Origin of the sequence: Pseudomonas fluorescens (genome assembly GCF_040448305.1) — a bacterium.
GTDB classification, from domain to species: domain Bacteria; phylum Pseudomonadota; class Gammaproteobacteria; order Pseudomonadales; family Pseudomonadaceae; genus Aquipseudomonas; species Aquipseudomonas fluorescens_BH.
The window spans coordinates 2,289,046-2,311,550 of record NZ_CP148752.1 but is presented as its reverse complement, the minus strand read 5'-3'; the positions used below and the strand labels follow the sequence as shown (position 1 = coordinate 2,311,550).

Genomic DNA, 22,505 nt, shown 5'->3' with positions numbered 1-22,505 from the left:
CTGGAAACCAAAATGACAAAAAAGCCTCCCAGCACCACCGGGGAAAGGATGACTGCTGACGAACGCTTGGCGTTCATCCGCCGCATCGCCAAAACCCACTGTTTGTCCCACCTAGACCTCACAAAATACACCGGATATCTGCTTGACACCGTGTCTGGCTGGTTTACCTCATGCAACTCTCTCCGCCACCGACATGTCTCTGCCCGGGCGGTCGACCGCCTGCTGCTGGAGTTGGCCTTGGGGCATGTCAAAAGTAGCAAATCAGCGGGGGGGGCATAAGCATGTACCACTACTACCAACGCTCTGAACATGACGCCTGGTTCCTACTGCGCTGCCCCCCTGGCGAAGACCCGGTGGTACTGGCCAAAGCGCAAGGCGCGAAGAAACTGACCATCCTCGCGCTGAACCAGATGGTCAACGACGGCACCGAGGCCGAACTGCCGCGCAACCGCGACAAGATCGGCTACCGTGGCCCGCTGTATTTTGACATCGACTGCAAGGATGACCTCGGCCAAGCCATCGCCAGCGGGCAGGAACTGATCGGCAAGCTGACCCGCATGGGCGTGCCGAAAGGCTGCATCGAAATCTTTCTCTCGGGTAGCAAGGGCCTGCACATTCTAGTCAATGAGACGTTTTTCACGAGCAAACGCTTCATCCTGCGCCTGCCGGAAATCTACAAGGAAATGGCCCGCGGCCTGTTCGTCAGCGGCCTCGACTACTCGGTCTACTGCAGCGGCCGGGGCAACAGTTTCCGCATCGTCAATCAACAACGCTATGACGGCAACTACCGGGTACCAGTTACGCCGGATGAACTGGCTGATCTGACCGTTGACCGCTACCGCGAGTGGGTAAAAACGCCGCGCACCGTCGAGGTCGACGCCCCGCAAGGGCAGGTGGCGGAGGAGTTGCGGGCCTTGTTCGATGAATCCAAAAAGCGCGTCACCGCCAAGCCCAAACTGGTGATCATCGCCTCTTCCGCCGACATGGAAGCGATCCGCGAGCCGGTACCGGCGTGTATCCAGATGCTATGCGACAGCGACTCGCTGAAGGCGGATGCGTCGTACAACCAGGTCGCGACCCAGTTGGCCGCCTACATCGTGCGCGCCGGGGTGTCGCAGACGGTGGCCGAAAGCTTGGCGGCGCGGCTGGCCAGCAGTGCCAAGTCGAGCAAGTACAACACCGCCAAGTTGCGCCGCGATCACATCGAGGCGCAGATCCGCTACGTCGAACACACCCCGACGTTCGGCTTTGGTTGCAACGCGATCCGCGCCCTGCTCAGCAAGCGTCCGTGTGAAGGCTGCGCGATCGAGGCCGGGGCCAATCGCGGTGGTGATCAGGACGCCGGCCTGTGCGCCGTGGTCGAACCCGATGGCTATTACATCCGGCAAGGCGACGGCAAGCGGCGGATCTGCAACTTCACCCTACAGCCGATCGACGTGTTTATTGACGTGCCGCAAAACGGTACCCGGCCGCGTCGTATCGGCACCAGCATGTCGGTCCTGCAAAACGGCAACGACCTGGGCAAGATTATTTTCAAAGAGTCGGCTTTCAGCAGTCGCTCAGCGTTCCTGAAGGAACTAGAGGGCATCGAAAACCTGACGTTTCAGGGCACCGACCTCGACGTACAGAAAATCAAAATCGCTGTCTTTGGGGAGGCTCAGGACGTGGGAGAAATTATTCAAGTCTACGCCGCCGGGGTCCACCTGGATTTCGTCGATGACATTCCCCTGTTCACGTATGTTGAACCTGATATGTCGGTGAACACGGTCAAGGTACGCGGCACCCACCAGTTCCTCGGCAACCTGCTGGCCCGTCCTTATTTTGCCGACACCAGCATATGCGAGAAGGGAGATCAGGACGTTGACCAGGCATTGTTCCACCTGCTCAAGATCAACCAGAAATACGAAGTTGGCCTGCTGATCGGCTGGTGTGTCGCGGCACACGTCAAGACCCACTTAATGCGCCTATTTAGCCAGTTCCCGAGCCTCTCGCTGTGGGGTAGTGCTGGCGCCGGCAAGTCGAAGACCGCTGGCCTGATCACATGGCTCAACGGCACCGACTACATGGTCAAAGACTCCGGGGTCAGCGCACCGTCGACCTCGCCCTACGGCATGCTGGATTACCTGTCGAACACCACGACGGTTCCTCGCATCATCGAAGAGTTCAATAAAAGCAAGATGACCAGTAAGGCATACAAGGATGTGGGCGAACGCATCAAGCAGGCATGGAACGGCGAGGCAACCCTGAAAGGTCGGTTGGGAGGGCCCGTCATGGGCCGCACCAATGCAGAAGCCTTCGCCATCCCGTTGTCGGCACCGTTGATTGTCATTTCAGAGCAAGAGATTGAGATGCCGGCGTTGCAGGAACGCAGCATTCGCGTTCATCTGACCAAACTCAAACGGAAGTACTGCCGGGAACACTTCCGGCGAGCTACCGATGGCTGCGAACACCTGCGCAGACTAGGTAAAGCGATCATGGCCACCAGCTTGACCATGTCACTGGAAGAGATCAAGCAACTGATGGAAAAAGCCTCGCTGCAACTTCCAGAAGACATGGACGACCGGCCGCGCTACTCGTATCAGGTGGTCTTGGTGGGTCTGTGGATACTCTCGGAGGTTTGTGGGCAACTTCACCTGTTCAAAGCGTTGTCTGAGTTGGATACGGTGATTAAGGCATTAATCGAGCGCTATGGCGAGGATGGCGATGGCTATGTACAGAGTGAGATTGACCTGGTCATGCAAAAGATCGCGATCATCGTGGCCGTTTCCCAAAGCACTGCCGAGACGGGGCAGGGCCATGTGCATCTGGTGGAAGGCCTACATTACTCGGTAACCCCGGAATACCTGATCCTCGACCCGGTGCTGGGCCATGCCGCGTACTCCCGCTACTGCACACTGGAAGAACGCATCGCGCCGGTGATCAGCAGCGCTGGCCAGTTCACCAAGCTGATCAATGAAGAACCCTATTTCGTGAAGTCCGCGCCGCACGCCGGTATGGCCGGTGGCCGTGCGATGCTCTACCTGTCGCTCAAAGAGCTGCAGGCGAAAAACATCGACATCAGCCTGCTCGGCTGGGGAGGTACGAATGCAAACGCCACCTTTAGCTGAATACTTCCAGCGCGTCGGCATTGATCGCTATCCGGCGTTGGCCCCGTTCGTGCAACTGGACAAGAAACCGTTCAAGTCCAAAGTGCAAAAGCCAAGCCTCTGCGTGCATAACCAATGGTACGGACCGCCCCATGAACCGGGCAGTGGGAAACAATACCGACGGTGGGGGCTGCCCCACATTACATCTGCATGGGCAAGCCCTCCACGCAGAGGTCAATCATGTTGCACTCTGAAGGCCCAAATGCTTGAGCAGGGCGAGAGTGTCGAGTTTTGGCGCGACTGGAAAGCCGAGATCATCCCGTCCTCTTGGGAGCCAGACGAATACTTCGAAGAGATGGCGCTTGAGCAACAGGCAGAGGCGAAACGCCTTCGCGCCTTGGCGATCGAGTACGGCGTCCAGAAAGAGGAGTTGGTCCAGGCACTGAAACTCACCCGTGAAAATCTCCGTGCGTGCCAAGGGACCATTCATCTGGCTGGCGGTTTCGATCCGGCCTACGTGAACGACGCGCAAGGCGCAATGAAGATTGCAGATTGCAGATGCCGCCATAGCCAAAGTAACCGCCTAACTCCCCCACCTTCTGCCACCACGCGCGGTATGGAGCAAGACGCACATGGCCAATAACAGCGCAGCCCAAGTTTCAGCCCCTCCCCCGCGCTTTATCCGCCTCAAGCACGCCTACGGCTACCTCGGCATGTGCCGGGACGAATTCAACAAGTCCGTGCGACCCAATGTTCGCGAGTTTCCCATCGGCACCCAGGGCGTTGCGTTCGACCGGATCGAGCTCGACGAGTGGGCGGATGCCTGGATCGCAAGCAAGTCAGTTGAAAAGGTGGCGAAACAGGACAACAATCGGCCTCGCAGCGAGCGCCATGTGGAAGCCAAAGGAGCAGAACCATGGCCCAAAAAGCAATTACAGGCCTCCAAAAAATGCCGAACGGCATCTGGAAAATCGACAAAAAATACCGAGGAGAGCGAATTCAAGAGAGTACTGGCACTTGTGACCGGGCAGAAGCCGAGCAGTACCTGATCCACATGCTGGAGAAGTTGCGGCAACAGAAGGTCTATGGCGTCAGGACGGTGCGGACATGGCGGGAAGCTTCCATCAAGTTCCTGCTTGAGGTGAAGGATCAAGCTTCGATTCATATATCAGCAACTTATATGGCGCAGCTAGACCCGTTTATAGGTCACCTGCCGATCACGCACGTCGACGACAACAGCCTGGCGTCTTACATTCGCTCGAAGCTGGCACCGGAGATCGGAAAGCCGGTAACGAACAGGACGGTGAATATCGCCCTTCAGCGGGTGATTAGGGTGCTGAACCTGTGTGCACGGAAGTGGCGGGATGATGAGCGCCGGCCTTGGCTAGACGTGGTGCCAATGATCTCGCTGCTGGATGAGAAGACGACCAGTCGCAAGCCCTACCCGCTCTCGTGGGAAGAGCAGTCGATCTTATTCGCCGAACTGCCCGCTCATCTGCAAGCCATGGCGATGTTCAAGGTCAACACGGGATGCAGGGAGCAGGAGGTGTGCAAGCTTCAGTGGGATTGGGAGATTGCCGTGCCAGAACTGGCGACGAGCGTATTCCTGATACCGGCAAGGTTTGGCGGCAGGAGTGCTCGGGCAGGAGTGAAGAACGGCGATGAACGCCTGGTAGTGCTGAATAACGTGGCCAAGTCGGTCATCGAGAAGCAGCGAGGCAAGCATCCGCTGTTCGTGTTTCCGTTTGGCAAGCCAGATGGCGAAGGGAATGAAACGACTGTGCACCGCATGAATGACTCGGCATGGAAGAAGGCGCGGGTCAGGGCTGCGAAGAAGTGGCAGGAAAAGTACTTGAGGCCAGCGCATGACGGATTTTTGCGAATCCGCATCCACGACCTCAAGCATTCTTTCGGTAGGCGCTTGCGTGCCGCTGGTGTGACCGAGGAAGACCGGAAAGCTTTGCTCGGACACAAGAACGGCAGCATCACTAGTCACTACTCGGCAGCAGAGCTGGATCAACTGATTGCAGCGGCAAATAAGGTATCAGCAACCGACTCACGCGCACCAGCGCTGACGATCCTGAAAAGGAGGCAGGTATAGAAAAACCCCTAGGGTCACTCGGAATGTCACTAGAGTAGAAACGAAAAAGCCACCAAAAGGCGGCTAAGTCATTGAAAAATATGGTCGGGACGGAGTGATTCGAACACTCGACCCCTAGCACCCCATGCTAGTGCGCTACCGGACTGCGCTACGCCCCGACTAGGCGTGAAACCTGTTCCTCATCTCGAGGAACGCTCAAGAATATATCGCAAGCTTTTGAAAACTGGAAGTATTTAAAAGCAGGAATTTATTTCTTGAGTACCACCAGAACATCTTCGAGCTCGGCGATCATCTGGCGGATCATTTGCTTGTATTGGGTAGTGTCGTCTTTGGCTTCATCGCCGGACAAGCGCAGGCGCGCTCCGCCGATGGTGAACCCCTGATCGTAAAGAAGCGCGCGGATCTGCCGGATCATCAGCACGTCCTGGCGCTGATAATACCGGCGGTTTCCGCGGCGTTTGACAGGGTTGAGTTGAGGAAACTCCTGCTCCCAGTAGCGCAGCACGTGCGGTTTTACCGCACACAGCTCGCTGACTTCACCAATGGTGAAGTAGCGTTTGCCCGGGATGACGGGGAGCTCGTCGTTATGACTTGGTTCCAGCATAAGCCTCAACTCGGGCCTTCAACTTCTGCCCTGGACGAAAGGTGACCACACGGCGAGCCGTGATCGGGATTTCTTCCCCCGTTTTCGGATTGCGGCCAGGCCGCTGGCGTTTGTCCCGAAGGTCGAAATTGCCGAAACCGGACAATTTGACTTGTTCGTTGTCTTCAAGAGCGTGCCTGATTTCTTCAAAAAACAGTTCGACCAATTCCTTGGCCTCCCGTTTGTTCAGGCCCAGCTCTTCATACAGACGTTCCGCCATCTCAGCTTTCGTCAGAGCCCCCATACGTCACTTCCTTAACGTGGCGTTCAACCTTTGTTCGAGCGAGGTGAGGATGTTTTGCGTTGCGGTATTCACCTCATCGTCATTAAGAGTGCGCGATGGATGCTGCCAGGTCAAGCCGACTGCAAGGCTTTTTCTATCAGGATCAATGCCTTTACCCTGATACACGTCAAATAGCCTGAGGTCTGTCAGCCATTCGCCTGCATTTTCACGGATTACGTCCAGTACAGCCGTGGCTGCAACGTCTTTGTGAGCAATCAGTGCAAGGTCACGACGCACTTCAGGAAAGCGCGATAACTCGTGGAATTTAGGCATTTTGCCCGACGCCACTTCCGCCAGAACCAATTCGAAGACGAAGACCGGACGGTCGAGACCGAGGGTTTTCGACAATTCAGGGTGGATCGCGCCAACGAAGCCGACCAGACGACCGTCACGCTCGATGCGCGCGGTTTGACCCGGGTGCAGCGCGGGGTGCTTGCCCGGCACGAAAGTGAACGCATCCAGAGCACCGGCGAAGCCCAGCACCGATTCCACGTCAGCCTTGACGTCGAAGAAGTCGACGGTATCGCGACCCTGCGCCCAGCCTTCCGGCAGGCGACTGCCGCAAACAACACCCGCCAACATCGGCTCTTGTTTCAGACCTTCAAGCTGGCCAACGAAACGCAGGCCGCTTTCGAACAGACGCACGCGATCCTGCTGACGGTTCAGGTTGTGCTGAAGCGCCTTGACCAGACCCGGCCACAGCGACGAACGCATGGCAGCCATGTCATTGGAGATCGGATTGGCCAGCAGCAACGGCTCCACACCCGGATTAAACAGTTCGAACTGTTTCGGATCGATGAAGCTGTAGGTAATTGCTTCCTGATACCCACGGGCAACCAGCAGGCGGCGCAGTTCAGGCAGGTCGCTACGGGCTTCTGCCTTGGCTTGCGGCGCCAGACGCGCTTGCGGGTAACGAACCGGCAAACGGTTGTAGCCATACAGGCGTGCCAGTTCTTCGATCAGGTCGACTTCCAGGCTGATATCGAAGCGATGGCTTGGCACTTCTACACGCCACTGCCCTGCCCCGTCGGCAGTAATGGTCAGGCCCAAGGCATTGAGCAGACGCTCCACTTCGGCCGAATCCATTTCCATACCCAGCATCTGGGTAATGCGCTGCGCGCGCAAAGTGACCGGCGCAATTTTCGGCAGGTGCTGTTCGCTGACGGTCTCGATGATCGGACCCGCTTCACCACCGGTGATTTCCAGCAGCAAGCCAGTCGCGCGCTCCATGGCTTCGCGGGCCAGTTGCCAGTCCACGCCACGCTCATAGCGATGCGATGCATCGGTGTGCAGGCCATAGGAACGGGCCTTGCCTGCTACGGCGATCTGGTCGAAGAAAGCGCTTTCCAGGAACACATCACGGGTGGTCGCGGAAACACCGCTGTGCTCGCCACCCATGACACCAGCGATTGCCAGTGCGCGGGAGTGGTCGGCAATCACCAGCGTATCGCTACGCAGGCTGACTTCCTGACCGTCGAGCAGCACCAGCTTCTCGCCCTCTTCGGCCATGCGCACACGAATGCCACCGTTGATTTCGGCGAGATCGAAGGCGTGCAGCGGCTGACCCAGTTCCAGCATCACGTAGTTGGTGATGTCGACGGCAGCGTCGATGCTGCGCACATCTGCACGACGCAGGCGCTCAACCATCCACAGCGGCGTAGGCCTGGACAGGTCGACGTTACGAATCACTCGACCGAGGTAGCGCGGGCACGCGGCGGGCGCCAGCACTTCTACCGAACGCACTTCGTCGTGCGCGGCAGGAACCGAAGCCACTACCGGACGGACCACAGGAGCGGCGTACAGCGCGCCGACTTCACGGGCCAGACCGGCCAGGGACAGGCAGTCACCACGGTTCGGGGTCAAATCGACCTCGATGCTGGCGTCTTCCAGGTCCAGATAAACGCGGAAATCCTTGCCTACCGGCGCATCGACCGGCAGCTCCATCAGGCCGTCATTACCTTCACCGACCTGCAGCTCGGATTGCGAGCACAGCATGCCATTGGACTCAACGCCACGCAGCTTGGCCTTCTTGATCTTGAAGTCGCCTGGCAGCTCGGCGCCGATCATGGCGAAAGGAATCTTCAGGCCCGGGCGCACGTTTGGCGCACCGCAAACAACCTGGAAGGTTTCCGAACCGTTGCTGACCTGGCACACGCGCAGTTTGTCGGCGTCCGGGTGCTGCTCGGTGCTCAGCACCTCGCCAACGACCACGCCACTGAAAACACCGGCGGCCGGCGTAACGCTATCGACCTCAAGACCGGCCATCGACAGACGAGCAACCAGCTCGTCGCGACTTACCTGCGGGCTAACCCAGCCACGCAGCCATTGTTCACTGAATTTCATCCTGCTCTCCTAAGAATTCGTTACGACTAGCGAAATTGCGCGAGGAACCGCAAGTCGTTGTCGAAGAACAGACGCAAGTCGTTCACGCCGTAACGCAGCATGGCCAGACGCTCAACGCCCATGCCGAAGGCAAAGCCCGAGAACTCTTCCGGATCGATCCCGGACATGCGCAGCACGTTCGGGTGAACCATGCCGCAGCCCATCACTTCCAGCCAGCCGGTCTGCTTGCAGACGCGGCAGCCTTTACCGCTGCACATCACGCATTCCATGTCGACTTCAGCGGATGGCTCGGTGAACGGGAAGTACGAAGGACGGAAACGTACCGCCAGTTCCTTTTCGAAGAACACCCGCAGGAACTCTTCGATGGTGCCTTTGAGGTCGGCGAAATTGATGTCGCGATCGATCAGCAGGCCTTCGACCTGGTGGAACATCGGCGAGTGGGTGATATCGGAGTCGCTGCGGTATACACGGCCTGGGCAGACGATGCGGATCGGCGGCTGTTTCGACTCCATGGTGCGGACCTGTACCGGCGAGGTATGGGTGCGCAACAGCATGTTCGCATTGAAATAGAAGGTGTCATGCATCGACCGGGCCGGGTGGTGGCCTGGGATGTTGAGCGCTTCGAAGTTGTGATAGTCGTCTTCGACCTCAGGGCCTTCGGCGATGCCGTAGCCAATACGGGTGAAGAACTGTTCGACGCGTTCCAGAGTGCGGGTAACCGGATGCAGACCACCGGAGGTCTGACCACGGCCAGGCAGGGTCACGTCAATGGACTCGGCGGAGAGTTTGGCAGCCAGATCGGCTTCTTCAAACAATGCCTTGCGCGCATTAAGGACCTCTGTGACACGCTCCTTGGCAACGTTGATCAGCGCACCGACCTGCGGACGCTCCTCTGCCGGCAAATTCCCCAGGGTCTTCATCACCTGAGTCAATTCACCCTTCTTGCCAAGGTAGTGAACCCGGATTTGCTCCAGGGCATTGATATCTTCAGCGCTTTGCACAGCCTCTAGAGCTTGAGAGACGAGCGCATCCAGGTTTTCCATGTACAGACTCCAGATACAAAATAGGGGAAGAGCTTGAAGGCTCTTCCCCTATTTATGACGTTTAACACCTGGCCCCACAGATGCGAGGCCGGGTGACTGTCGGGGGTACTTAAGCCAAGGTGGCTTTAGCTTTCTCGACAATCGCAGCAAACGCCGCTTTTTCGTTCACTGCCAGATCAGCCAGAACCTTACGGTCGATCTCGATGGACGCTTTTTTCAGGCCGGCGATGAAACGGCTGTAGGACAGACCGTTGATACGAGCACCAGCGTTGATACGAGCGATCCACAGAGCGCGGAACTGACGTTTTTTCTGACGACGGTCACGGTAGGCGTATTGGCCTGCCTTGATTACCGCTTGCTTGGCAACACGGAATACGCGGGAGCGTGCGCCGTAGTAGCCTTTAGCAAGTTTCAGAATTTTTTTGTGACGCTTACGGGCAATGACGCCACGCTTTACACGAGCCATGAGTTACTTCCTCTATTCTTGACTAAAATTAACGAAGGCGCAGCATGCGCTCGACTTTTGCCACGTCAGACGGATGCAGCAAGCTGCTACCGCGCAGTTGACGCTTACGCTTGGTCGACATTTTGGTCAGGATGTGGCTCTTGAAAGCGTGCTTGTGCTTGATACCGTTAGCAGTTTTCAGAAACCGCTTAGCAGCACCACTTTTGGTCTTCATTTTTGGCATGTTCGGATACTCCGCATTCAGTTGATAAACATAATCAGAAGGCCTGCCGTGCCCTGTTGATTACTTCTTCTTTTTCGGGGCGATGACCATGATCAGCTGGCGTCCTTCCATCTTAGGATGCTGTTCGACCGAACCGTACTCGAGCAAGTCACCTTCAACTCGCTTGAGGAGTTCCATCCCCAGCTCCTGGTGGGCCATCTCACGGCCGCGGAATCGCAAGGATACCTTGGCCCTGTCCCCATCACTCAGGAAACGTACCAGGTTGCGCAGTTTTACCTGGTAATCCCCTTCCTCCGTCCCTGGACGAAACTTGATTTCTTTAACCTGAATCTGCTTCTGGTTTTTCTTGGCCGCAGCAACCTGCTTCTTCTTTTCGAAGATCGATTTGCCGTAGTCCATCAGTTTGCAAACAGGTGGTACTGCATCGGCGGAAATCTCCACCAGATCCAGCTTGGCCTCTTCAGCCTTAAGAAGCGCGTCTTCAATTGACACAATCCCAAGCTGTTCACCTTCAGCACCAATTAACCGAACCTCGCGGGCCGAGATATTCTCGTTGATCGGGGCTTTCGGTGCAGCTCGTTTATCTTGTCTCATTTCACGCTTAATAATAATTACTCCGAATCTGGGCGACCACGCCGGGAAACCGCTTGCGCGAGAAACTCAGCGAACTGGGCGACGGGCATCGAGCCCAGGTCAGCACCTTCACGAGTACGCACAGCGACAGTCTGCATCTCGACTTCCCGATCTCCGATAACCAAGAGATAAGGAACCTTGAGCAAAGTATGCTCGCGGATTTTAAAGCCGATCTTTTCATTTCTCAAGTCAGACTTGGCACGAAATCCGCTTTCGTTGAGGGTTTTTTCAACTTCAGCGGCAAAATCGGCCTGTTTATCAGTGATATTCATCACCACTGCCTGGGTCGGCGCCAGCCACGCGGGGAACGCGCCCTCGTAGTGCTCGATCAGAATTCCGACGAAACGTTCGAAGGACCCCAGGATCGCCCGGTGCAACATGACCGGGTGCTTGCGGCTGTTGTCTTCGGAGACGTATTCGGCTCCCAGACGGACAGGCAGGTTAAAATCGAGCTGCAGGGTACCACATTGCCAGACGCGACCGAGGCAATCTTTCAGCGAGAACTCGATCTTCGGACCGTAGAACGCACCCTCGCCCGGTTGCAGATCGTACGGCAGGCCCGCGCTATCAAGGGCTGCGGCCAGTGCAGCTTCGGCGCGATCCCAAAGTTCGTCGGAACCGACGCGTTTTTCCGGACGAGTGGACAGCTTCATCTCGACATCTTTAAAGCCGAAATCGGCGTAGACGTCCATGGTCAGCTTGATAAACGCGGCGGACTCGGCCTGCATCTGCTCTTCGGTGCAGAAGATGTGGGCATCGTCCTGAGTGAACGCGCGCACGCGCATGATGCCGTGCAAGGCACCCGATGGCTCGTTACGGTGGCATGCACCGAACTCGGCCAGGCGCATCGGCAACTCGCGGTAGCTTTTCAGGCCCTGGTTGAACACCTGCACGTGGCAAGGGCAGTTCATTGGCTTGATCGCGTAGTCGCGGTTTTCCGACTGGGTGGTGAACATGTTGTCGCCGTAGTTGGCCCAATGCCCGGATTTCTCCCACAGGCTGCGGTCAACGACTTGCGGCGTCTTGATCTCGAGATAGCCGTTGTCGCGCTGAACCTTGCGCATGTACTGCTCGAGCACCTGGTACAACGTCCAGCCGTTCGGGTGCCAGAACACCATGCCCGGCGACTCTTCCTGGGTATGGAACAGGCCCAGGCGCTTGCCGATCTTGCGGTGGTCGCGCTTTTCGGCTTCTTCAATGCGCTGGATGTAAGCGGCCAGTTGTTTCTTGTCCGCCCATGCGGTGCCGTAGACGCGCTGCAATTGCTCGTTCTTGGCATCGCCACGCCAGTAGGCGCCGGACAGCTTGGTCAGCTTGAAGGATTTCAGGAAGCGGGTGTTCGGCACGTGCGGACCGCGGCACATGTCGACGTATTCTTCGTGATAATACAGGCCCATGGCCTGCTCGTTCGGCATGTCTTCGACCAGGCGCAACTTGTAGTCTTCGCCACGGGCCTTGAACACTTCGATCACTTCGGCGCGCGGAGTGACTTTCTTGATCACGTCGTAATCTTTCTCGATCAGCTGCTGCATGCGCTGTTCGATGGCCGCCAGGTCGTCCGGAGTGAAAGGACGTTCGAAGGCGATATCGTAATAGAAACCTTCGTCGATGACCGGACCGATGACCATCCTGGCGGTCGGGTACAGCTGCTTGACCGCGTGGCCAACCAGGTGGGCGCAAGAGTGGCGAATGATCTCCAGCCCCTCTTCATCCTTTGGCGTGATGATTTGCAGCGACGCGTCGCCGTCGATGATGTCGCTGGCGTCGACCAGCTTGCCATCGACCTTGCCGGCAACGGTGGCCTTGGCCAGGCCAGCACCGATGGATGCGGCGACCTCGGCTACGGAAACCGGGTGATCGAATGAACGTTGACTGCCGTCGGGAAGAGTAATAGTTGGCATGGCGCCTCCTCTCCTAGTGGTGACCCCTACCAAAGGTCACGTGGGTTGGGATGAGCCAGTACAAGATCCGGTCCAGGCCGTTCAATGACGAACGCCTGCCTTACAGCGGCAGGAGCCTTGCGGCCAACCGGAAAACCGAACCAGAGTGACTGGGATTCAAATCAGGGTTAATCGTGCATCTGCCGCTACCGGGACTGAAGGTCCGTCGGAGCCTGCAAACGCCCGAGCCACGCATGCTAGCACAGATGAACGGTTGCCACGGTGCGCAGGTTTTGCAGCGGGGTAAATTGGCTGTTTTTATGCCAGAGTGCTGAACTTGAAGCGCACTATCCCCCTCAGATAACAAGATATATGACCCACAAGGAGTATCTCAGCATGCGTCTGAATCGTTTATTTGCCGTAGTCGCCCCCGTCATTCTCCTGCTGCCACTGGCCGCCCATGCAGAATGGCCGAAAGGCGAACGAGAGAAATACATGGCTCAGTGCGTTCCTGCCGCTGCCGAGAAGATTGGTACGCCAGCAGCGAAATCCCACTGCGCCTGCGGTGCCGATGCCATCAAATCGTACCCTGCCGCCGATATTCAGGCCCTGATGAACAACACGGCCAGCGACACATTGAAGCAGCAGGCACTGAGCAAAATTGCAGCCTGCAAGGCCACCAAAAAAGAGCAAAAATAAGCCCGCCCCCACGCTTTCAGTCCCTGAAATACTGTTAAAAAGCTGCTGAAACAGGTCCTTTCGTACAATTTATTCAGGTTTTTCAGCTTTTTTTATCGCCTTAACTTTCGGCCGAAAGCCTTATAGAACGGGGCTTTCAGCTGCTAAAGGACACAAAGAAAATACGACTGGATGGCAAACAGTGCGTCCGGGGGGGTCCCAAAGCGAACATTTCGACTATGATACTCGGGTGTGCCCAGTTGGCCTGAGCAGCACAGTACTACTGAAAATATATGTTTCTTGGAGATACACCATGTCTAATCGCCAAACCGGCACCGTTAAATGGTTCAACGATGAAAAAGGCTTCGGCTTCATCACTCCTCAAGGTGGCGGTGACGACCTGTTCGTACACTTCAAAGCTATCGAAAGCGACGGTTTCAAAAGCCTGAAAGAAGGCCAGACTGTTTCCTTCGTGGCTGAGAAAGGCCAAAAGGGTATGCAAGCTGCTCAAGTTCGCCCAGAGTAATTTCCAGGCGCACTAAAAAAACCCCGTCCATGTGACGGGGTTTTTTATGGGTGAAACAAAAGCCGGGCGATCAGCCGCAGTTGACGCGGGTCACTACCCGGCTGGCATCGGTGTTCAGGTTCAGGCGATCGGAACGGTACTCCAGCGTCACCATATCGGTTGGCAGCAGGAACCGTGCACTTTGCGCCCCTGCGCGGGTACGCGCCTGTTCGAGCAGCTGCGGCGACGCCTGTTTACCGATGGTGAACTCGGCAGCCTTTGCCTCACAGCGACTGTGACCCGTGTCAGACGTCGCAACATCAGTGGTTGCCGACTCCGTAGAGGCAGTGCTGCAACCGGCCAGCGTGGCAACGGCCAACAAAGTACCCAATGACGCGAGCTTCCAAGGCATGAAGCCTCCTTTTTCAATGATTGAGCTGAGATCGTGCGACAACCAGACTGGCGTTTGGTTTCACAGGGAGCACTAGGGGGCGTTCTCAATTAGTTTCCCTACCGCGCCGGGTCTGCTGTTGTGCAGGGCAAGGCGTGAGAAGCGCAGTTTGGTCATTCCAAATCAGCTTCGAGCAACACAGCCCTGCACAACAGCAGGCCCGGCCCTTCGGGTTGTGCCTTAAAGCTGGCCATGCTGCGTTGCAGGCCTTGGAAAGGGAACAACCATTCCCAGCGGCCTACGCCTTGCCTGGCCAGCTTTAAGGCGACAACGCGGAGGGGAAACTAATTGAGAACGCCCCCTAGCACCCTGCCCATGATCCGGACGAGCCGCGATTCTGCCTGAGCGCCGCCCTGCCTTTAATCATTGAATCGTGACTGAATATGAAAAACGCTCAATAGATGTCGATATAGTCGAAAGGCGGATTGGGCCAGTTCTCTTTCAAGGCATTGAAGATTTGCATGACCCAGACTTCATCGCTGGCCGCGACCCGCCCGACATAACCGGAGCCCTTGGCCCAGGTTTCGAGCCGGAACAACAACCCGTCGATATCGGTACCGCCCACGACGCCCGAGGAGATGTAGGCAATGCCGCCTTTGGTGACCCGCAACTGGGTGTGCTCATCGTCACTGGCGCCGGCCAGCAACTGACGCACCGCCTCGAGGGTCAGGCCATCCGGGGAGTTCAAATCGATCTGCACAGCGCGTTCCTTGAATATTCGTCAGAGACCAAGTGTCGCACAGCCCTCCTTTCATGCCTAAGTCGACGTGTCAAAAGCCCCGCAAAATGGTTAACTCGGCACTCAGACTTCCCCGACCCCACGAGTGCCATCATGACCACCGTAAGCATCGACGCTGACATCAAGGCCAAGTGGCAAGACGGCCACAGCTCCTACAGCCCAGGTAGCACGGAAGAGCTCGCCATTATCGGTATCGACCTGCTGGTCAGGGACCTTGGAACCGAAGCCGCCCAATCGTTCATCGAGCAGATCTTCGAGAAACATCTGTCGGACCAAAAGACCTAAGCGGTTAGCGCGAGGGAGTGAAACCACCTGCGGGAGATGATGCTTACTTCAGGCGGGCCAGGCGCTCGGTCAGCAGATCGAAGAAGCCCTGGGCGTCGCCGCTTTCTACCCAAAAGGCGTTCTTTGGCGCTTTCAAGCCGTCATACCAGTCAACGATGGTTTGTCCAAAGGTCGGTCCTTCGCGGCTGTCGACCACCACGTTGACCGAGCGACCGCTGAACAATTGCGGCTTGAGCAGATAAGCGACAACCGTGGCGTCATGCACCGGGCCGCCTGGAAGGCCGTAGTGCTCCATGTCGCCCTTGATGTATTCATTGAGAATGTCGCTCACCAATCGGCTGGCGTTGTTATTCAGCGCGGCAATCTGGTTCAGGCGCGCTTCGCTGGTAAGGATCTTGTGGGTCACATCCAGCGACAGGTAGGTCAGCTTCACGCCACTGTTGAGCACCACTTCGGCCGCTTGCGGGTCGGCGAACAGGTTGAACTCGGCCACCGGCGTGATATTGCCGCCGTTGAAGTGCGCACCGCCCATGACCACCACTTCCTTGATACCCTGAACGATACCCGGCTCCTGGATCAGCGCCAGGGCCAGGTTGGTCTGTGGGCCTAGCATGGCGATGGTAATGCTGTGGGGCTCGGCAGATTTCAGGGTATCGATCAGATAAGTGATGGCGCTGCCCTTGGCCAGGCCTTTCCTGGGCTCCTGCACGGCAATGCCCGACAACCCTTCCGTGCCATGAATATCCTCGGCATAGATGGGTGTGCGCACCAGGGGTTTGGGCGCCCCCGCATAGACCGGAACCTCTTCGCGCCCCGCCCACTCCCGGGCCAGTCGCGCATTGCGCGAAGTCTTGTCCAGGCGAACGTTGCCGGCAACGGTGGTCAATGCCCGGACATTCAATTCGTCCGGCGATGCCAGGGCGAACAACAGGGCAACAACGTCGTCAGCCCCCGGATCGGTGTCGATGATCAGGTCGATCTTTGGTGCCGCGTGGGCGTTCGTTGCGGTCTTCAGGGACAAAAGCAGCAGGCTCCAGAGCAATGGGTGCAGTTTCTGAGCATAGCGATACGGGGCGCACGCCTTGTACCGGGAACATCAAAACGCAGACAGCCCATCAAAACGTAACGCCGGCGACCAGCACAATGTTGCAGTACGGTTGGCATTCGCCTGTACGAACAATCGCTCTGGCTTGTCGGCTCAGGACCTTGAATTGCTCATGGGTGAGCAACTCACGCCGACCCAACACACCTTCGCCATCCAGCGCTTCCAGCGCGACCAGGGCCGACGGCTTTTTATCGAAGATTTCCTGAGCCAGCACATGGCTTTCGACCTGCATCTCGCTGAGCACGACCTTCAAGGTGCTGACAAAATCCGGAATGCCATGGGTCAGGGCCAGGTCGATCAATTCAACGCCCGGTGGAACCGGCAGGCCCGCATCCCCGATGACAACCAAGTCGCCGTGTCCCAAAGACGCGATCAGTCGCGACAGCGCAATGTTGAGCAGAGGTGTCTTTTTCATGGAGTTTTAAACGCCTGTACATCGCTCAAGGCGGGAATCGAAGGTTGCGCGCCGGCACGGGTAACCGACAGCGCCGCAGCCACCTGCCCGAAGCGGATCGCCTGCACCTCATCTTGACCCGCGGCCAGCGCCGCAGCGAAACCGCCCACAAACGTATCGCCGGCCGCCGTGGTATCGACAGCTTTTACCACGGGCGCAGGGAAATGCTCGAAGCGTTGGCCATCGGCAAACAGCGAACCTTGCGCACCGAGGGTGATGATCACCTTGCCGGCGCCCAGGGCAATCAGGCGGGTCGCCGCCGCTTGCGCGGTGTCCAGGGAGTCCACCGACAGTCCGCTCAGGGCCGACGCTTCGCTCTCGTTGGGAATCAGGTAATCGATGGACGCGTACCAGTCCGCTGGCAGCGGACGGCTGGCCGGTGCCGGGTTGAGGATAACTGTCTTGCCCAGTTCGCGGCCGCGCTTGAGCGCATGTCCAACAGAAGCATCGGGCACTTCCAGCTGACAGATGAGCACGTCCGCCGCGCGTATCACCGAATCAAAACGGTCAATGGCTTCAGCGGTCAATGCACCGTTGGCACCGGGGACGATCACGATTGTGTTCTGACTGCTGTCATCGACCACAATCAACGCCACGCCGCTGGAACCGTCAACGGTGCTCACCGCCTGGCAATCGATCTGCTCGGCCAACAGCGCGCCGCGCAGCGCCTCACCATAAGCGTCGTTGCCCACGCAGCCGATCATCGACACCCGGGCTCCCAGCCGCGCCGCAGCCACGGCCTGATTGGCACCCTTGCCGCCGGATACGGTGGTAAACGACTGACCAATCAGCGTTTCACCGCCCCTGGGCAAGCGTGGCGCCCGGGTCACCAGGTCCATGTTCAAACTGCCTATTACCACTACTTTTGCTGGCATACATTGCTACTCATCAATTCTGTTTCGGCGGCGCTGCTGGTTCAGCGGCTTTCTGTTTTCAACGGCTGTCTGTTTTCAACGGCTTTTTGTTTCAACGGAATTGGGCAAACACGCCGGCCAGCGGCGCCGTAGATTCACGCATGACGATACTCGGCGTCACGATCCGCTGATCGGTCGCCAGGCCCGGCGTGGCGATTCGCCGTAAAAGCACTTCGGCAGCCATTTCGCCGAGTTGCAGGATCGATTGCCCGACCGTGGTCAACGACGGGTAGACATACCGACTCATCTGGATATCGTCGAAGCCGATCACCGACAACTCGCTCGGTACGCGAATATTGCGCTCGGCGGCGGCCCGCAGCACGCCGATGCCGATCATGTCGTTGGCGGCAAAAATGGCGCTGGGCGGATTGCTTTCCAACAGAATCGCGGCGGCACTGTAACCGCCGGTGCTGGTGAAATCGCTTTCCAGCATGCGCTCGGGAGAGACTTCGACGCCCGCCTCCTTCAAGGCCCGGCGATAACCCGCCAGACGCATCTGCGCCACACTGGTGTTTTCCGGCCCGCTGATGGTGGCGATATCCCGGTGGCCCAACTCCAGCAGGTGCCGGGTCGCCAGATACGCGCCGTATTCATGGTCGATGCGCACCAGGTCCGCATCGACACCGTCCAGTCCGCGGTCGACGATCACCATCGGAGTGCGGACGCCTTTCAGGCCTTGCACCAGGCCACTGTCGCCGCCGGCCGAGGCGACAATCAGGCCGTCGATGCGTTTTTCCAGCAGCACACGCAGGTAGCTGCGCTGCTTGTCCGGATTGTCGTCGGAGTTGCACAGGATGACGCAGTAACCGTTTCGCTCGCAGTAATCCTCGATCCCCCGGGCCAGTTCGGCGAAATACGGGTTGAGGCTATTGGGCACCAACAGGCCGATGGTCGCCGTGGTCTTGGCCTTGAGCGAACGGGCCACGGCACTGGGGACGTAGTCGAGGGTCTGGATTGCCGCCTCGACCTTGATCCGGACTTCTTCACTGACCGGGCGGGTCTTGTTCACCACATGGGAAACCGTGGTGTAGGAAATGCCGGCAAGGGCTGCCACATCTTTGATAGTCGCCATGACTCAGGTCCGCCGGCTTGCGCGTTGACTGCGATAAGTATCCAGCACCACCGCCACCACGATCACCGCGCCGGTAATGATGCGTTTGGTCGGCTCGGTTGCCCCGATCTGCGCCAGCCCCGCGGCCAGCACGGAAATGATCAGGACGCCAAAAAACGTGCTGATCACCGAACCGCGCCCGCCCATCAGGCTGGTCCCGCCGATCACGACGGCCGCGATCACCTGCAACTCAAGACCGGAGCCGGCATTCGGGTCAGCGGCTTCCAGGCGAGAAATCTGGAACAACGCGGCAATACCGGCCAGCAACCCCATCAGGCTGAAGACCAGGATTTTGTATGGCTTCGGATTGATCCCCGCCAGCCGTACGGCCTCTTCGTTGGTGCCGATACCGATCAGGTAACGACCAAACACCGTGCGGGTCAACACGGCCTGGGCAATGAAAATGATCAGCAACGCGATGATGAACGACGGCGAAATGCCGAAGGCGATCGGATTGGACAACCAGGCGAACGCATCGCCGATGTAGGCCGTACGCGAACCGGTCATCTGGTACGCCACCCCGCGAGCCATTTCCAGCACGCCCAGGGACACGATGAACGACGGAATCCGCCACGCCACCGTGATCGAGCCGGTGATGGTACCGGCGAGCGCCGCGACAGCCATACCCAGCAGCGCCGCCGGCAGCACGCCCCAGCCCCAGCCAAGAATCGCCACGCTCACGGTCGAAGCCGCCAGCGCCAGCACCGAGCCTACCGACAGGTCGATGCCACCGATGATCAACACAAAGGTCATGCCGACCGCCAGCACCATCAGGTCCGGAATCTGGTTGGCCAAGGTGCTGAAAGTATCGTAGGACAGAAAATGACTGCTCAGCACCGAGAACAGCACGATCATCGCCAACAAGGCACCCGCCAGCCCCAGATAGGTGCCAAGGCCGTAGAAGTTGCCACTGCGTGTGCCGGCGAAAGAAGCGGTTTTCATGGAAGATCCCTAGGCGCGGCTTCAATGAGCTGCGCATCACGTTTTTGGTAGCCGGCGAAAGCAGCGGCGAGCAACTCATCCTGGGTCCAGTTGTCGCGATCGAATGTATCGATCAGCCTCCCCGCCGACAGCACGCCGATCCGGTCGCAGATCAGCATCAGCTCGCGCAAGTCGCTGGAAACCACCACCAGCGCCTTGCCCTGGCGGGTCAATTCGCCGAGCAGGTTGTAGATATCGAACTTGGCGCCGACGTCGATGCCGCGGGTCGGTTCGTCGAACAGCAGCACCGAGCAATCGCGCTCCAGCCAACGGCCGATGACGACTTTCTGCTGATTGCCGCCGGACAGCTCGGACACCAACTGTGCCGGACCGGAACTGCGAATGCGCATGGCATCGATCTGACGCTGGGCCAAGGCGTTTTCGCCATCGTTGTCGACAAAGCCCGCACTGGAGATGCCGGGCATGTTGCCCAAGGCGATATTGGCGCCGATCGATTGCGTCAACAAAAGGCCTTCGCCCTTGCGATCTTCAGTGATCAACGCGATGCCATGCCCGACCGCATCCACTGGCGAGCGCACATTGATGACCTGCGCCGGCGCCCCCAGGGCAATCGTGCCGCTGTCGGCGATATCGGCACCGAAGATCAGACGCAGCAATTCGGTGCGCCCCGCGCCGATCAAACCGGAAATGCCGAAAATCTCTCCGGCACGGACTTCGAACGACACGTCGCGAACCTTGTCGGCACGGCTCAGGCCCTTTACCGTCAACACCGGAGCGCCGATCTTGCGCGCCCCCATATCGATATGTTCGCCGAGCTCGCGACCGACCATCAGCGTGACCAGTTGCTCGCTGTTGTAGTTGGCCATCGGCTCGACACAAACCAGGTTGCCATCGCGCAGCACGGCAATACGCTGCGCGACTCGCGCCAGTTCTTCGAGGCGATGGGAGATGTAGATGATCGATACGCCGCGAGCCTGCAGGCGAGTGATCTGCTCGAACAGCATTTCGACTTCGCGTGCAGTGAGCATCGCGGTCGGCTCATCGAGAATCAGCACATGACAATCGCCAATCAGGTTGCGGGCGATCTCCACCATTTGCTGGTGGCCGATGCCCAGTTCGCCGACGAGGGTGTCCGGGTCAATGGCGTCGAGCCCGACATGCGCCATGGCCTCGATGGCAGCCTTGCGCAACTGCTTGCGACTGATCCAGCCACCTTTGCTGGGCAGGTTGTCGAGAAACAGGTTTTCCGCCACCGACAAGGTCGGCAGCAGATTGAGTTCCTGCATGACCATGCGGATACCCAGCGCTTCAGCCTGAGCCCGGCTGCCCGGACGATAGTCCTGCCCCTGAAACTGCATCTGGCCGGTGGTCGGCGTGACCAGCCCGCCAATAATCTTCGAAAGCGTGCTTTTGCCTGCACCGTTCTCGCCGGTCAACGCCAGCACTTCCCCGCGCATGAGCGTCAGGTCGATGCCGGTAAGAACCGGTTGGGCGTAGGTCTTGCCGATACCGCTGACCGAGAGGACAGCGTTCGGAGCGCAAACTGACATAAAAACTCTCCATACGCTCGTCCAGCTGGACGAGCGCCGTTATGTCGCCAGAAGGCTACTTGGTGACCAGCTCTACCGGCGTTTCGATCACGCCATTGGCGCCGCCGTCGACCTGCTCGCCCTTGAGAATTTTCAATGCAGTCTCGATGCCGAACACCGCCTGTCTGGCCGCGAACTGGTCCGCCGTGGCCAGCACGCGACCGTCCTTGAGCATTGGCTGGATGGCATTGATGTTGTCGTAGCCGACCACCTGCACCTTGCCGGCCTTGCCCGCGGCGCGCACGGCAGATACCGCACCGACCGCCATGCTGTCGTTGCCGGCCAACAGGGCCTTGGTTTGCGGGTATTCGCTGAGAATCGATGCGGCGACCTTGTTGCCCTTGTCGATCTCCCAGTCACCGGATTGCAGGGACACGACCTTGATCTGCGCCGCCGCCATCGCATCCTTGAAACCTGCGGTCCGCTGTTGGGCATTGGTGGTGGTGGACACACCTTCGATGATGCCGACTTCGTCACCGGCCTTCAGCTGTTTGGCCAGGTAATCACCCACCAGCCGTGCGCCCTTGCGGTTGTCCGGGCCTACGAACGGAACATTGATGTTTTTGCTTTTGACGACGGCGGGGTCCAGCTGGTTGTCGATGTTGATCACGGTGATACCGGCATCGATGGCTTTCTTGATCACCGGGACCATGGCCTTGGAGTCTGCCGGTGCAATCACCAGTGCATTGACCTTGGCCAGGATCATCTGCTCGACGATGCGCGTCTGGCCCGCGGTGTCGGTTTCATCCTTGATGCCGTTGGAGATGAGCTCGAATTCGCCGGAGTGATCTTTCTGGTAGGCCTTGGCGCCGTCTTCCATGGTCAGGAAGAACTCATTGGCCAGGGATTTCATGACCAGTGCGACTTTCGGCTTTTCAGTGGTTTCAGCAAAAGCCGAGGAGACAGGCAATGCAGCGGATGCGGCAGCCAGCATAGCGACAGCGAGAAGACGTCCAGCGAATGGCAGCTTCATGGGTTCACTCCGATCTTATGATTATTGTGAGCAACGCTTGTGCTGGCGTAAGCTTCAC

At 58.2% G+C, this 22,505-nt stretch carries 24 protein-coding genes and 1 tRNA gene; 7 read left to right on the top strand and 18 right to left on the bottom strand.

Annotation, left to right across the window (positions count from 1 at the left end; all coding sequences use genetic code 11):
• Positions 1–281: 281 nt before the first annotated feature.
• Genes WHX55_RS10580 through WHX55_RS10565 form a run of 4 tightly spaced genes read left to right on the top strand, consistent with a single transcriptional unit; the run spans position 282 to position 5,187 of the window.
• Positions 282–3,107 carry a hypothetical protein gene (locus WHX55_RS10580; RefSeq protein ID WP_353742542.1) on the top strand — a complete coding sequence of 942 codons (2,826 nt, stop codon included), beginning with the start codon at positions 282–284 and terminating at the stop codon, positions 3,105–3,107.
• Positions 3,085–3,729 carry a hypothetical protein gene (locus WHX55_RS10575; RefSeq protein ID WP_353742541.1) on the top strand — a complete coding sequence of 215 codons (645 nt, stop codon included), beginning with the start codon at positions 3,085–3,087 and terminating at the stop codon, positions 3,727–3,729. Before WHX55_RS10580 ends, WHX55_RS10575 begins: the two co-directional genes overlap by 23 nt.
• Positions 3,719–4,135: a hypothetical protein gene (locus tag WHX55_RS10570; protein WP_353742540.1), complete on the top strand. Its 417-nt coding sequence runs from the start codon at positions 3,719–3,721 to the stop codon at positions 4,133–4,135. Before WHX55_RS10575 ends, WHX55_RS10570 begins: the two co-directional genes overlap by 11 nt.
• Positions 4,036–5,187, top strand: a complete 1,152-nt coding sequence (locus WHX55_RS10565) for a tyrosine-type recombinase/integrase (protein ID WP_353743037.1) — start codon at positions 4,036–4,038, stop codon at positions 5,185–5,187. The genes WHX55_RS10570 and WHX55_RS10565 overlap by 100 nt, the downstream gene beginning before the upstream one ends.
• Before the next feature lie 81 nt (positions 5,188–5,268).
• Here WHX55_RS10565 and WHX55_RS10560 read toward each other — a convergent pair.
• The 9 genes from WHX55_RS10560 to thrS form a co-directional block, all read right to left on the bottom strand.
• Positions 5,269–5,345: transfer RNA gene (locus tag WHX55_RS10560), tRNA-Pro, on the bottom strand.
• An 89-nt stretch (positions 5,346–5,434) separates the two neighbouring features.
• Positions 5,435–5,791, bottom strand: a complete 357-nt coding sequence (locus WHX55_RS10555; RefSeq protein WP_003179985.1) for a MerR family transcriptional regulator — start codon at positions 5,789–5,791, stop codon at positions 5,435–5,437.
• A complete protein-coding gene (gene ihfA / locus WHX55_RS10550; protein WP_002553164.1) occupies positions 5,772–6,074 on the bottom strand; it encodes an integration host factor subunit alpha in 303 nt (100 codons plus the stop codon). Before ihfA ends, WHX55_RS10555 begins: the two co-directional genes overlap by 20 nt.
• Positions 6,075–6,077: 3 nt before the next feature.
• The gene (pheT, locus tag WHX55_RS10545; protein WP_151213189.1) at positions 6,078–8,456 is read right to left on the bottom strand and encodes a phenylalanine--tRNA ligase subunit beta; all 2,379 of its coding nucleotides are present in this window, start codon (positions 8,454–8,456) and stop codon (positions 6,078–6,080) included.
• A gap of 26 nt (positions 8,457–8,482) precedes the next feature.
• Positions 8,483–9,499: a phenylalanine--tRNA ligase subunit alpha gene (pheS, locus tag WHX55_RS10540; RefSeq protein ID WP_007975711.1), complete on the bottom strand. Its 1,017-nt coding sequence runs from the start codon at positions 9,497–9,499 to the stop codon at positions 8,483–8,485.
• Positions 9,500–9,608: 109 nt separating this feature from the next.
• Entirely contained in the window at positions 9,609–9,965 is a 357-nt protein-coding gene (gene rplT, locus WHX55_RS10535; protein WP_007905879.1) for a 50S ribosomal protein L20, read from the bottom strand.
• A gap of 28 nt (positions 9,966–9,993) precedes the next feature.
• Entirely contained in the window at positions 9,994–10,188 is a 195-nt protein-coding gene (gene rpmI / locus WHX55_RS10530) for a 50S ribosomal protein L35 (protein WP_002553160.1), read from the bottom strand.
• A gap of 60 nt (positions 10,189–10,248) precedes the next feature.
• Entirely contained in the window at positions 10,249–10,800 is a 552-nt protein-coding gene (gene infC, locus WHX55_RS10525; RefSeq protein ID WP_172668659.1) for a translation initiation factor IF-3, read from the bottom strand.
• The gene (gene thrS, locus WHX55_RS10520; RefSeq protein ID WP_353742539.1) at positions 10,800–12,722 is read right to left on the bottom strand and encodes a threonine--tRNA ligase; all 1,923 of its coding nucleotides are present in this window, start codon (positions 12,720–12,722) and stop codon (positions 10,800–10,802) included. The genes infC and thrS overlap by 1 nt, the downstream gene beginning before the upstream one ends.
• 375 nt (positions 12,723–13,097) lie before the next feature.
• Here thrS and WHX55_RS10515 point away from each other — a divergent pair, with 375 nt between their 5' ends.
• Both WHX55_RS10515 and WHX55_RS10510 read left to right on the top strand, forming a co-directional pair.
• On the top strand, positions 13,098–13,400 hold the full coding sequence (locus WHX55_RS10515) for a hypothetical protein (RefSeq protein WP_150727146.1): 303 nt from the start codon (positions 13,098–13,100) through the stop codon (positions 13,398–13,400).
• A 292-nt stretch (positions 13,401–13,692) separates the two neighbouring features.
• On the top strand, positions 13,693–13,905 hold the full coding sequence (locus WHX55_RS10510) for a cold-shock protein (RefSeq protein WP_003179963.1): 213 nt from the start codon (positions 13,693–13,695) through the stop codon (positions 13,903–13,905).
• Between the two features lie 70 nt (positions 13,906–13,975).
• Here the strand turns inward: WHX55_RS10510 and WHX55_RS10505 are convergent, their stop codons facing one another.
• Together WHX55_RS10505 and WHX55_RS10500 are read right to left on the bottom strand one after the other, a co-directional pair.
• The gene (locus WHX55_RS10505) at positions 13,976–14,296 is read right to left on the bottom strand and encodes an I78 family peptidase inhibitor (RefSeq protein WP_150727145.1); all 321 of its coding nucleotides are present in this window, start codon (positions 14,294–14,296) and stop codon (positions 13,976–13,978) included.
• Positions 14,297–14,729: 433 nt separating this feature from the next.
• Positions 14,730–15,035 carry a hypothetical protein gene (locus tag WHX55_RS10500; RefSeq protein WP_150727144.1) on the bottom strand — a complete coding sequence of 102 codons (306 nt, stop codon included), beginning with the start codon at positions 15,033–15,035 and terminating at the stop codon, positions 14,730–14,732.
• 132 nt (positions 15,036–15,167) lie between these two features.
• Here WHX55_RS10500 and WHX55_RS10495 point away from each other — a divergent pair, with 132 nt between their 5' ends.
• A complete protein-coding gene (locus WHX55_RS10495) occupies positions 15,168–15,359 on the top strand; it encodes a hypothetical protein (protein WP_150752671.1) in 192 nt (63 codons plus the stop codon).
• A 43-nt stretch (positions 15,360–15,402) separates the two neighbouring features.
• Here WHX55_RS10495 and WHX55_RS10490 read toward each other — a convergent pair whose 3' ends face one another.
• The 7 genes from WHX55_RS10490 to WHX55_RS10460 form a co-directional block, all read right to left on the bottom strand.
• Entirely contained in the window at positions 15,403–16,380 is a 978-nt protein-coding gene (locus tag WHX55_RS10490) for a nucleoside hydrolase (RefSeq protein WP_224794431.1), read from the bottom strand.
• A 94-nt stretch (positions 16,381–16,474) separates the two neighbouring features.
• Positions 16,475–16,879, bottom strand: a complete 405-nt coding sequence (rbsD, locus tag WHX55_RS10485; protein WP_150727141.1) for a D-ribose pyranase — start codon at positions 16,877–16,879, stop codon at positions 16,475–16,477.
• Complete coding sequence (gene rbsK / locus WHX55_RS10480; RefSeq protein WP_353742538.1) at positions 16,876–17,793, bottom strand: ribokinase; 918 nt, start codon at positions 17,791–17,793, stop codon at positions 16,876–16,878. The genes rbsD and rbsK overlap by 4 nt, the downstream gene beginning before the upstream one ends.
• Before the next feature lie 91 nt (positions 17,794–17,884).
• Positions 17,885–18,904 (bottom strand): LacI family DNA-binding transcriptional regulator, encoded by a 1,020-nt coding sequence (locus tag WHX55_RS10475; RefSeq protein ID WP_150727139.1) that lies wholly within the window; start codon positions 18,902–18,904, stop codon positions 17,885–17,887.
• Between the two features lie 3 nt (positions 18,905–18,907).
• Positions 18,908–19,885: an ABC transporter permease gene (locus WHX55_RS10470; protein ID WP_150752675.1), complete on the bottom strand. Its 978-nt coding sequence runs from the start codon at positions 19,883–19,885 to the stop codon at positions 18,908–18,910.
• Positions 19,882–21,435: a sugar ABC transporter ATP-binding protein gene (locus tag WHX55_RS10465; RefSeq protein WP_353742537.1), complete on the bottom strand. Its 1,554-nt coding sequence runs from the start codon at positions 21,433–21,435 to the stop codon at positions 19,882–19,884. The genes WHX55_RS10470 and WHX55_RS10465 overlap by 4 nt, the downstream gene beginning before the upstream one ends.
• Positions 21,436–21,490: 55 nt before the next feature.
• On the bottom strand, positions 21,491–22,447 hold the full coding sequence (locus tag WHX55_RS10460; protein WP_353742536.1) for a sugar ABC transporter substrate-binding protein: 957 nt from the start codon (positions 22,445–22,447) through the stop codon (positions 21,491–21,493).
• Positions 22,448–22,505 lie beyond the last annotated feature (58 nt).